Source organism: Microcoleus sp. AT3-A2 (assembly GCF_036705685.1).
Taxonomy (GTDB): Bacteria; Cyanobacteriota; Cyanobacteriia; order Cyanobacteriales; family Microcoleaceae; genus Microcoleus.
Window position 1 is genome coordinate 64,673 of the sequence record NZ_JAUBVF010000003.1, and the last position, 12,797, is coordinate 77,469.

Below are 12,797 nucleotides of genomic sequence, written 5' to 3' on the forward strand. Positions count from 1 at the left end.
GGGGAACAAGTCCGGTTCTGTTAGTGTCAAACGCGAGTATAATTGTGAAACGTTTTGACTACCCTATTTAATTCCTGCCTCTGGAGCCGCCGCCCATATGCCATCAACAGTGAATACAGAATCAACAGCGGTTCAATTTAACCAACAGGGAGAAATATACTTATCCCAAGGAAAAATAGAAGAAGCGATCGCATCCTGCGAGCAAGCTTTGAAGATTCACCCCAATTTTGCACCAGCTTACAAGACTTTGGGCAACGCGCTGCAAGCTCAAGGCAGGATGGAAGAGGCGCGGCACTGGTACGCTAAAGCGATTGAAATAGAACCGAATTTTGCGGAAGTATACGCGAATTTGGGCAGCCTTGGGGCGCAGCAGCAAAAATGGCAGGAGGCGATCGGATTTTATCAAAAGGCGATCGCGATTAAGCCGAATTTCGCGGGAGTGTACCGGAATTTAGCAAAAGTATTCGGACAAATTAACAAACCGGAAGAAGCCCAGCAGTGCTGGTATCAAGCATTTAGTTTGGAACCGGAAAAAGTAGCGCCGGGGGAACACTTGAATATGGGCGACGCTTTTTTCCGGCAGGAAAAATTCCCCGAAGCGATCGCCTGTTACGATCGCGCCATAAAATTAAATCCTAATGTGGCAACTGCTTACCAAAATTTGGGCGAAGCGCTCAAAAAACAAGGTAAGTTAGAGGAAGCGACAGTATATTATCGCAAAGCTATTGAACTGAACGCAGCTAATGCGAGAAACGGCAGCGAGGGAGAGCAAACTTTGGCGGGTGCAACGGCGACAAACGGTGCAGTTAAGCCGCCAGTGCAGCAGCCAGTTAAGCCGCCAGTGCAGCAGCCAGTTAAGCCGCCAGTGCAGCAGGCAGTTAATTCTACAATTAATATAGAAGATCCAGAAGCATACAAAATATTGGCAGAAGGCTATTTTGCTCAGGGAAAATTGGAACAGGCGATCGCAGCTTGCAAAAAAGCGCTACAAATAAAGCCGGAAGCGCCGCTTTACAAAATGCTGGGCAACGCGCTACAAGCTGGCGGAAAAATTGATGAAGCTAAAAGTTGTTATGTCAAAGCAATAGAAATTAACCCAAATTTTGCCGAAGCTTATGCTAATTACGGCAGCATTTGCGCGCAGCAAGAACAGTGGCAGCAAGCGGTTTCTGCTTACGAAAAGGCGATCGCCCTGAAACCCGATTTTGCAGGTGCTTTCCGCAATTTTGCGAAACTGTTGACGCAGTTAGGCAAGTCGGAGGAGGCGGCTGAGGCTTGGTATCGAGCATTTGCGATCGACCCCAAGTCTGGAACCGCTGACGAACACGAGAATTTAGCCAAAACTTTGATCGAGCAAGGTAAGGTAGATAAGGGAATTGAGTGTTACCGGCGCGCGGTTGAGTTGAACCCAAATGCTGGCGCAGCTTATCACGAATTGGGGGAAATTCTTAAGGGTCAAGAACAGTGGGAAGCGGCGGTAGAAGCTTACAGCAATGCTATTAGAAACAATCCCGATCTTTCTTGGTCGCACAACAATTTAGCTGAGTCGCTGGTTAAGTTGGAACGGTGGGAGGAAGCTGTAAATGCTTACCGCAAGGCGATCGAATTAAATCCAGATTTTAGCTGGTCTCACAACAATTTAGCAGACGTGCTGCTGAAGTTGGAACGGTGGGAAGAAGCTGTAGAGTCTTACCGGAAAGCAACAGAATTAAATCCAGATTTCAGTTGGTCGCACAACTATTTAGCAGACGCGCTGATTAAGCTGGGAAGGTGGGATGAGGCAATTTCGGCTTACCAAAGGTCGATCGAACTCAATCCCGATCATTTTTGGGCGCACAACAATTTAGCAGAAGCGCTGGTGAATTTGGAACGGTGGGATGAGGCGGTTGTTGCGTACCGGCGTGCTAACGAAGTTAATCCGAATTTCTTCTGGTCGCAGAGCAAATTGGGCGACGCGCTGCTAGAAATGGAAAGGTGGGAGGAAGCGATCGATGTTTACCGACGCGCGGCCGAGTTAAATCCTGATTTTCCGTGGACTTATTACAACATGGCAACGGCTTTTGAGAAGCTGGAACGGTGGGATGAGTCGATCGCCGCTTACCGCCGCGCTGCGGAAATTCAGGCTGATTTGCCGTGGCTTTCGCAAAAGTTGGCTGATGCTTTGAGGATGCGATCGCAGTGGGAGTTGAAGGAAGCGATGCATTTGTATCGGCGGGCGATTCAGGAGAATCCTGATGATGTGCAGTTGTATCACAAGGCCCTGGAGATTGCGCCGAATGATGCTGACCTTTATGTTGAGTTGGCTAATGCTTTGGTGCGGAAAAATTGGCCGGATGGGGCGATCGTCTTTTATCAAATGGCGTTGCAGATTCGGCCTGATGACAAGGCTATTTCTGGGCGGTTAGAAGAGGTATTAAAAAAAAAGGGTGTAAGTAGGGCGGCGGAAAAGAGCGATCGGACTCCTGGGGATGCTGTGGATTACCACAAATTAGGCGAGAGTCTTCAGGGAGAAGGTAAAATAGATCAGGCTATTGTCGCATACAAAAAAGCAATAGAAGTTAACCCGAATTACTTTGGAACTCACCACAATTTAGGAGACCTTTATCAGCAAAAGTACAAGTTGGATGAAGCGGCAGCTTCTTACCAGATGGCCATTGAACAGAATCCCGGCTTTGCCTGGTCATACCACAACTTAGGGGATACTCTGTTGCGGCAAGAAAAATTTGAAGAAGCCGCTACCGCATATCGCAAAGCCCTTGAAATCGATCCCAACTTTGCGTGGGCTAACTACAATTTGGGGCGAGTATTAAACCAACAGAATAAGCTCTATGAAGCGCTAGGTTACTACCAGAGAGCTAATGAACTAAATCCTCAATTATTTCCTCTAGACTTGGATATTTTGCGGGAAGGGCTACTGCAAAGCCAAGATGCTTATAGCAGGTGGCGGGCTCAGAATTGTCCCAGAGAAGCCGACTTGCGGCAGATGGCTGAAACAGTAAAATTGTTGAATTACAAGCCTCTGATCAGCGTGATTGTACCAGTGTACAACACGCCGGAAAATTTTCTGAGGGAGGCGATCGAGTCAGTTCGGAGTCAAATCTATCCTTACTGGGAATTGTGCATCGCTGACGATGCTTCAACTGATCCTCACGTCAAGAAAATTTTGACAGAGTATGCAGATAAAGATGCTCGAATCAAAGTTGTTTATAGAACCAAAAATGGTCACATTTCCCGCGCATCTAATTCAGCATTGGAGGTGGCAGAAGGGGAGTTTGTTTCGCTGCTAGATCATGACGACTTGCTGACACCAGATGCACTGTATGAAGTGGCGTTGATGTTGAACAGCCATCCAGAAGCGGACATGATCTATTCCGATGAAGATAAGCTGACTGCTGATGAGAAGCTCATGGGGCCGTATTTCAAGCCTGATTGGTGTCCCGACTCGTTCCTGTCTCGGATGTACACTTGCCATTTGGGGACTTACAGGCGATCGATTATCAACGAAATTGAAGGTTTTAGAGCGGGTTTTGAAGGTGCTCAGGATTATGATTTGGTTTTGAGGTTTACAGAAAAAACTAACAAAATTTATCACATTCCCAAAGTGCTTTATCACTGGCGAATGCACTCGGGTTCGACTGCTAGCAGTTCGGAGGCAAAGCCTTATGCTTATGAAGCGTCAATGAAAACTCTGCAAGAAGCTATTGAGAGGAGGGGAGAACCGGGCAAGGTGGAGGGAGTGCCGGACTATTTAGGACACTACATCGTCCGCTACAAAATTCCTGACTACAAGCTGGTAAGCATTATTATTCCTACACGCAATCTCGGCAATGTTTTAGACAAATGCCTAGAATCTATCTTTACTAAGAGTCTGTACCCAAATTATGAAGTCATAGTTATCGACAACGGTAGCACAGAGTTAGAGACGGCTCAAGTAATTGCTAAATGGACAGCGAAGGAACCCGATAGATTTACCTGTTACCCGTTCGACGTTCCCTTCAATTTTTCTAAGATTAATAACTACGGGGTTAGCAAAGCGCAGGGAGATTATTTGTTATTTTTGAATAATGATACAGAGGTGATTACTCCCGATTGGCTCGACGCGATGGTGGAGCAAGCTCAAAGGTCTTCTATCGGCGCTGTGGGAGTTAAGTTGCTATATGCTGACAACACAATCCAACACGTGGGAGTTGTGCTTGGAGTTGGCGGGGTTGCCGGCCACATATACCTCGGTTTTCCCGCTAACTTTCCTGGATATTTCAGCAATGTGGTGGGGATGAACAATCTGTCAGCGGTGACAGGCGCGTGTTTGATGTGCCGCCGTGAGGTATTTGAGAGTGTGGGGGGATTTGATGAGGAACTAGCAGTTGCCTATAATGATGTGGATTTATGCTTGAAAATGGTTGAGCAAGGCTATCAAAATATTTACGTGCCTCATGTTTCTCTCTACCACCACGAATCAAAAAGTCGTGGTTACGAAGATACGCCGGAAAAGAAAGAAAGGTTGCAAAAAGAGGCAGATACTCTAGGAAAAAGATGGCAAAAATTTATTGAAAACGATCCTTGTTATAGCCCGCATTTAACTAGGGATCGTCAGGATTTCAGCATTAGAGCATAATACCAGGCAGACCAAAAAGTAAAGTACACAATAATTTTGTAAATATGAATAACTCATTACAAGTGCATGAAGAGACTGCTTCTAATTATTTTCACAGAGGCAACCTTCTGAAACAGTCTGATAAATTAGAGGAAGCCGCCGCCGCCTACCAGCGGTGTACTGAACTAAACCCAGATTTTTCATGGTATCACCACAATTTGGGTGAAGTTTTGGCGAAATTGGGGCAGCGGGATGGGGCGGAGAAAAGTTACCGCACGGCCTGCGAACTTAACCCGAATTCGGCTTGGTCTTGGCATAATATAGGAGAGGTTTTAGAACAGCAGGGGAATCTAGATGAAGCCGTTGCTGCGTACCGCAAAGCTGTGGAAATATATCCAGATTTTTATGAGTTTTATAACAGCTTGGGTAAGGGTTTGTGTTTGCAAGGTCAACTGGATGAATCTATAAGTTGTTTGCGAAAAGCGATCGAACTTGACCCAGAATCGGCTTTGCCTTACCAAAATTTGTGGGAGGCTTTGGCAAGACAGGGGCGGGTTGATGAAGGGATTGAGTGCTTGCGTCATGCGATCGATCTAAATCCGGGTGATGGGGAATTGTACTTGAAGTTGGCAGAGGCTTTGCAAGGTAAGAATGATTTAGCAGAAGCCGTGGGTTATTACCGAAAGGGGATTCAATTAAAACCAGATTTCCATTGGCTTTACTATAAATTGGGAACGGCTTTAGCGACACAGGGTCAATGGGAGGAGGCGATCGCAGCTTACACGAAGGCTGCTGATTTGGAACCGGGCTCGGCGATCGTCCACCACTATTTGGGGCATACTTTGTCGAGGGTGCAGCGGTGGGAGGAGGCGATCACATCTTATCGGAAAGCGCTTGATATCGTACCGGATGCCGCTATAGTTTCCCAGCATTTGGGGGATGCGTTGACGACGCTGGGAAGATGGGAGCAAGCGGTAGGGGCATACCGGAATTCGGTTGAAATTGAGCCAAATTCGCTGGAGGCTCAGGATCATTTGGGGTTTGCTCTATATCAGTTGGGGGAGTATGATGAGGCGATCGCAGCTTATCGCAAGGCTTTGGAAGTTGCTCCCAATTCGGATGTTGTTAATTTCCATTTAGGGGATGCTTTGTGCTCGCGGGGGAGGGTACAACCGCTTCAAAAAGATATTGAAGCAGATTTAGATGCCGCAGTGAACTGCTATCGCAGGAGTATTGAACAGAATCCCAATAATTTGGAGGTTTGTCAAAAGGCTTTGGAAATTCAGCCGGACGATGCGGAGTTGTATTTGCAGTTCGGCAAGGCTTTGGCACAGCAAAATCAGTTAGAGGGCGCGAGCGTGCAGTATCGCCATGCTGTGGAGTTGAACCCGGAGTTATGGGAGGCTCACCATTATTTAGGGGAAGCTCTAGTAAAACTGGGACGGTGGGAAGACGCAATCGCCTCCTGTCGCAAAGCAATTAAGCTTATCCCCGATGTGGCTGTTGTGTATTACCACTTAGGGCAGGCCTTAACCGCACTGCAAATGTGGGAGCAAGCTGTAGTTGAGTACAGCCATGCTATTAAACTTGAAGCAAACTCCGTTGCGTATCAGCACGGTTTAGGGTATGCCCTAGCTAAAGTTAAGCGCTGGGATGAGGCGATCGCCTGTTACCATCGTGCTATTGAACTTAACCCAAACTTTTTCGACTCAATCTACAACTTAGGGGAAGCACTAGCCCAACAAGGGCAAATTGAGGAAGCTATCGGTTGTTATCATCGCGCTATTGAACTTAACCCAAACTCTTTCGAGTGTCTGCATAAGCTAGGGGAAATACTAGCTCAACAAGAGCAAATTGAGGAGGCGATCGCCTGTTACCGTCATGCTGTTGAACTTAACCCACAATGCTCTTGGTTACACCAAAAGTTAAGAAAACTACAAGCACAAAAAGGTAAGACAGATTTTGAAGGCCACCTCGATTTTGCAACATCAAATTATGTATCAGGCTGGGTACGAGATCATAACGCTCCCGACAAAGTTGTTTTTGTCGATATTTTTGTTGGTAATAACTTAGTGGGTAATTGTGCAGCCAACAAATTTCGTAAGGATTTAGCAAAAATATTTCATAATCATGGATGCTATGGTTTCTATTTTGAACTTCCATCCTCTTTGAACAGTCAAAGTGCTGTTGATGTTAGCGTTAGGATTAGTGAAAATGCTCAAAATTTACAAAAATCTCCTGTTTCATTAGTAATTGGTCCTAAAGGACAAAAACATGATAGCAAGGTTTTTGTAAAACATGGGTCTCTTGACTCCAAATTACTCTACAGGTCAAAAAATAAAAAATCATCACAAGACCTAGTTCAGCCAACTGTAGCAATAATTATTCTTAATCTCAACGCTGGAGAATTTTTAAATAAATTATTTCATTCTTTTGGACTTTATAATTCCTATGAGTCAATAGAATTTTTGATAGTCGATCATGGCTCTGATGACGATAGTATTGATGTGTGCCAGCGTTGGTCAGAAACACTGCCAATCAAAATTATTGACAGGGCTAAGAACTATTCCTTCGCAAATTCAAATAATTTAGCTGCTAGTAAAACACAATCTCCCTTAGTATTGTTCCTAAATAACGACATCACATTCTGTCAAGATATTATCCCGGAATTAGTTAATTTAATGCAAGATCCGGAAATTGGCATTGTTGGTGTCAAACTGCTTGATGTCGTCCAATCTGGATCTTTAGCGCTGCCACCAACGCAGCATCTCGGTGTCCAGTTCAATTTTTACAACCCTAATGAACTGTCTCGCCCCTTCGAGGTGCGCTATACTCCGCAACTTCTGGATGTCCAGATGGCACCTTGGAAGGTTCCTGCTGTAACTGGTGCTGCTATGATGTGTCGCCGAGAGGATTTTCTCGCGGCTGGCCAATTTCAAGAAAAGTATTTCTACGGGTTGGAAGATGTGGACTTGTGCGTTTCCTTCCGACAATTTCTAGGCAAAGAAATCATATGTGCCAATCACCTAACAGCTTTCCATCATCGCGGTTTGACGCGCTTCAGCGGAGGGAAAGGATTTGACAAGAGGATGGGAAACAACCGCTCTGTGTTTGACAGTCGCTTTGGCTATTTAGTTCGGCGGAGTCATTTGCGCGATTTTTTTGAGAATCCTCTGTTCTGGACTTCCCATCCAATGCGAATAGGTTTTGCTGTAACTGAAGCAGACATGGCGGCATCTGCTGGCGACTATTTTACAGCTTTTGAGTTGGGCGAACAACTTGTTAGGGAATTCGGTTGGGAGGTTTTTTATTTATCCGAGGGGCCGGATTGGTATGACATGACTATGTTGGATGTGCTGGTGGTTATGCGTCATAACTATGATTTGCGGCTGTTACACAATACCAAGCCAACTCTTGTAAAAGTTGCTTGGGCGCGTAATTGGTTTAAGGGATGGGATTCCCAGAAATGGTCTGGGGACTATGACTGTTTCTGGTGTTCCTCAGTCAGGGGCACAGAATACATCAAGTCGAAGTTATCTAAGCAAGTCAATTTGTTGCGTATTGCCAGTAATCCAGAGCGATTTTCTAGCGGTCGATTCGATCCTAAGTTCAAATCAGACTATTGCTTCACTGGCAGCTACTGGCAAGCGGAAAGAGAAATTATAAAATTTTTAGACCCGGATGCTTTGCCCTTTAACTTTGCTTTGTACGGTCACAATTGGGAGAATGTTATAAAATTCAAAAATTATTATCGGGGACCAGTTCCTTATACCGACTTGCCTAAAGTTTATGCTTCTACCAAAATCGTGATAGATGATGCCAATTCAGTAACGAAAGAATGGGGTTCGGTAAATTCTCGTGTTTTTGATGCCCTCATGGCTGGTACTCTTGTGATTACCAATGGCAAGTTGGGCAATGAAGAAGCTTTTAACGGTCTGTTACCTACTTACGACTCGCAAGAGTCCCTTGAAAAATTACTGTCTGAGTTTTTGACAGACGAAAACAAGCGCTTAGAACGAGTTGCAAAGCTACAGAAAATTGCCTTAGAGCAGCATACTTATAATAACCGCGCCCATACGGTTTTCGCTCTCCTTAGAGACAAAATCTGTTCTACCTTCCGCATCAGTATTAAAATTGGTGTGCCGAATTGGGAAGTTGCTAATGAATGGGGGGACTATCATTTTGCGCTGGCGATGAAACGAGCTTTTGAACGCAAGGGACACTCGGTTCGGATTGATATTCTCCCTGATTGGGAAACGCCTAAAGGCTTTGGTGACGATGTGGCGATCGTGTTGCGGGGTCTAAGTAGCTATAAGCCCAAGCCTTACCACATCAATATCATGTGGAATATAAGTCACCCTGATAAAATTTCTTTGAGCGAGTACGAGCAGTTCGACTATGTGTTTGTTGCTTCATTGCTGTATGCTGAAGAATTGAAACAGACATTGAAGGTGCCTGTGGCACCGCTTCTACAATGTACTGACCCAGACTTGTTTTACCCAGACAAGTCGGGGATTGAAAAGGTGGGTGAGATTTTGTTCGTCGGCAATTCCCGGAAGGTTTACCGCCACATCCTCCGCGATGCTATTGAGAGTGGTCTTGCTGTTGATGTGTACGGTACGAATTGGGAGCCATTCTTGTCGCCTGATTATCTCAAAGGTCAGCACATTCCCAATGAGGTGCTCCGACGCTACTATACGCGGTGTGGCGTTTTGTTAAATGACCATTGGGAAACGATGCAGAAGAAGGGGTTTATCTCTAACCGCTTGTTCGATGCTGCCGCTTGCGGTGCGGTGATCGTCTCTGATAAAATCTCTGGGTTGGAGGAAGTGTTTGATGATGTGATTATCACTTACAGTTCACCGAAAGAACTTCCCGCAATTGTGCAAACCTGTCTCGCTCGCCATAGCGACACTGTTCAGAAGCGGCGGAAATTATCCCAAAACATCCGCCAACACCACACATTTGACAAGCGTGTGGGCGAAATGCTCACGGTGATTGAACAGCTTAATGCAGAAAAAATGCGTCCTACATCAATCTCTAATGCTCATTAACATTACAATCACAAGAGACGACAATTATGATTGTATTTTAAAGCTGGCTATACCAGGAAACTTCAATTTAATTTAAAAATTATTCCCAGGCTCATCAGTGATTATCTGATGAGCAAGCACCAACCTCCTAGAGTTGAGGGACTTATGGAAATAACAGACCAAAATATCTCACCACGTTTAGGCCCTAGCCATCCTAACGGTATCAAAAAAGTCCAAATAGGCTGCGGACCTCACAATATTCTGACTGACTGGTGGAACGTAGATATCCGACCCTTTCCAGGTATAGATGGGGTTATGGATGTCACACAACCTTGGCCTTTTGCAGGGGTCGAGTACGTTTATGGAGAACATTTTTTGGAACATTTGAGCCTGGAAGGTGCTGTCGATTTTCTCAACAATGCTTGGAATAGCCTAAAACCCGGGGGTATTATAAGACTGTCCACACCCTCTTTAGAATGGGTACTGTCTACCCATTTCAACCTGTCTGAACCAAGTGTACAGCAGCGAATTTCATCGACATTCGCAATTAATCGAGCATTTCATGGCTGGGGGCACCAGTTCCTTTATTCTCAGGAGTTTCTTACCTCTCTGCTTGAAAACCTTGGATGGCGAGAAATTAAATATTGTGAATATGGAAAGAGTGAACAACCAGCATTGACAAAACTTGAGCGTCACGGTAGAGTATCGTTTTTTAATGGATATCCCTCTGTTTGGATAGTAGAAGCTATCCGAGGCGATTCTCCCTCCAACTCTGATATAGCAGCCTACAATAATTTTCTTGAACAATCATATATTAAATATGTCAGAGGTGGTCACTGACAAACCTGATAGATGAGTCTGCTCATTCAAATTTTCAGACCAAAAACAACAAAATCTTGGTACTGGGAAGTATTAGCTCGACTTCCCTCACACCAGTTACCGTGCTGAATTTTTTTCACCATCATTCCTTTCTTCTGAATGAGTTCGATCGCCCAGCTTTCATCAAAAGCAATGGCGTGTAGAGGGTCATGCTCGTTGTGGTAGAGCGAGAAATCAGTTAGCTGAAAAGGAAATGAGAGACCACTCTGTTTTTTTTCTATAAGTTCTCGTCGCTGCTCATTTAATAAAAAAAATGTTGCACAAACACTGCCACCAGGAAGCACCATCCGTGAAAAGCAATCGATATAATTTTCAATTTCAGTGGGCATCATGTGCGTAAAAACACTGGTCAAAACTATTAAATCCCCTTTTTTAACTAACTCATCCAATTTCACTGCTTCAGCACGAATTGTACCAGATGGATTGTAACGGGAATTATAAACATCTAAATGCTGAAAAGAAATTGAGGTCCTGCTGAGGTTTTCTTGGCACCAAGCGACGTGCCTTCTTAAAATCTCAAGACCGATGTACTTACCCGAAAATCCCTGCCTTAGCAATGCGTGTGCCAGTCTTCCATAGCCACTGCCTATATCAATCAAAGAAAAGTCACTTTGGAGTCCAGCGAGTGTTTGAATCTGCGTGACCAAATCATCGCCAATCGAGATAAAAAGTTCATCGCTTTCCTGCATGAAACGAAGCTCTTTCGGTGGTAAGGGTAATGAGTTCATTTTTTCACCAATAAAAACTACAAAGAACTAACAAAATTATATAGAGGGGGTGTTCAATATATATAATAAATTCTCACTTAAATGCTAGGGCAGTTGCATAAGTGGATTCTCCCAATTCTGCACACAAATCATCTATAATCATAAGCAAATCTAAAAGATGTCTATCTCTTGATTCATCAAAATTGTGAAGAACATCAGAAAGAGCTAGGTGATAAACTACTCCGCCCGTAAGGGTGACTTCTGCCTTGGGAAAATATTGATTTACAAAATATAGTATTCTATCTGAATCCGCCGCTTCAGAAGGGTCTATTTGCATCAATTCTTCCACTTTAGGGCGCTTAATTTGTTTTGGCAATAAGTTATTTGGGTTTCTAGGATTAACCAAATAGTTTTCGGGAAGTACGCCCCTTACCTTAGATACCATCTCTAGCATTTTGTCAGACCATTGAAAACGACTCGGCCCGACATAATCATCCATATAAAACATTCCTCCTTTTGATAATACGTTATAACTCCATTTTATACTGGCTTCAACATCCAGCATATGATGTAGAGAATTATTCCAGTGAACGAAGTCAAAGGATTCTCTGTCCTTAACTATTTCAAAAGCATCTCCAATATAAAAATTAACTCTATCTTCAATACCAAGCTCTCTGGCTAACTTTCTCCCTTGCTCCACACGGATCTCTGAAAGTTCGTATAGCTCAAAAGAAGAAACAAGCCCTTGACGAATTAAGGTAATTTCTTTTTGTCCGTTGCCACATCCTACTGATACACCGCGTGAAAATGGGCAACAATCGCCAGCCATTTCTTTGGCACGTTGTGTGAGACCTTGAGAAAATCCCTCCAATGGTGAGCCAGCAATCTTCTCGTTTATATGCCTAATAATATGGGGACTTTGCCACCACCTCACACGCAATTCTACGCTTTCTTTGGCGACACGAGACCAATGAGACCCTATTTTTTCGTTGATACTGTTGTTATTTGAAGGCTGTCTCTGTTTTTTGCTCGTATTTTCCTTAAAGTTTAAACTATCTAAGTCTGACTGAATCTGGGTTGTATTAGAGCGCGATCGCTCCAAGTCGACCTGAATTTGCTGTAGCCGAAGATGCGATTTTTGAAAATCCATATAATTTTGCTCGAACTCTCCTTTGATAATGGATAATTGCTGAACAGATTCTAGCGAGTTAGTCCTACTTTAACCGCCAGAGTGCGACTCATTAAGTGTTTCCATTCTTCTAAATTAGTCAAAGATTCCGTATCGAGTTCGTAGCCTTTCTCTAAAGAAAACTTGGCAAAGCTTTCTAACCAGTTCACAACTGTTTCCGTTTTTGAAGAAGGTGTATATTTCAAAGATTGCTGTAGAGTTCGAGCCATCTGGGTCAGATTGCTATTGCAATAAGCATACCAGGCATCCCGCACTAGGAGTTGGTAGTGCATTTGCTTCTCTTCATTTGTCTGAGAGGATAAAGCTTGCTGAAACTGGGAGCGATCAAGTTGCTGGTGAATCTGCTGCTGCAATTCACTTTGAGTTTGGGCTAATTGAGCCTGTGATTCCTCCCA

Annotated in this window: 5 protein-coding genes and 1 pseudogene; 3 read left to right on the forward strand and 3 right to left on the reverse strand. The window is 44.3% G+C overall.

All coding sequences use genetic code 11. The features are described 5' to 3' along the window. Positions 1 to 97 precede the first annotated feature (97 nt). Genes QUB37_RS03210 through QUB37_RS03220 form a run of 3 tightly spaced genes read left to right on the forward strand, consistent with a single transcriptional unit; the run spans position 98 to position 10,467 of the window. Complete coding sequence (locus tag QUB37_RS03210; RefSeq protein WP_333159033.1) at positions 98 to 4,615, forward strand: tetratricopeptide repeat protein; 4,518 nt, start codon at positions 98 to 100, stop codon at positions 4,613 to 4,615. Positions 4,616 to 4,659: 44 nt separating this feature from the next. Next, entirely contained in the window at positions 4,660 to 9,648 is a 4,989-nt protein-coding gene (locus tag QUB37_RS03215) for a tetratricopeptide repeat protein (protein ID WP_333159035.1), read from the forward strand. 30 nt (positions 9,649 to 9,678) lie between these two features. Next, a complete protein-coding gene (locus QUB37_RS03220; protein ID WP_333159038.1) occupies positions 9,679 to 10,467 on the forward strand; it encodes a hypothetical protein in 789 nt (262 codons plus the stop codon). Between the two features lie 26 nt (positions 10,468 to 10,493). Here QUB37_RS03220 and QUB37_RS03225 read toward each other — a convergent pair whose 3' ends face one another. The 3 genes and pseudogenes from QUB37_RS03225 to QUB37_RS03235 form a co-directional block, all read right to left on the reverse strand. Then, on the reverse strand, positions 10,494 to 11,234 hold the full coding sequence (locus QUB37_RS03225) for a class I SAM-dependent methyltransferase (protein ID WP_333159040.1): 741 nt from the start codon (positions 11,232 to 11,234) through the stop codon (positions 10,494 to 10,496). A gap of 73 nt (positions 11,235 to 11,307) precedes the next feature. Next, positions 11,308 to 12,363, reverse strand: a complete 1,056-nt coding sequence (locus tag QUB37_RS03230) for a class I SAM-dependent methyltransferase (RefSeq protein ID WP_333159042.1) — start codon at positions 12,361 to 12,363, stop codon at positions 11,308 to 11,310. A gap of 50 nt (positions 12,364 to 12,413) precedes the next feature. Then, positions 12,414 to 12,797 (reverse strand): annotated as a pseudogene (locus QUB37_RS03235) (chromosome partitioning protein ParA); the annotation flags it as partial.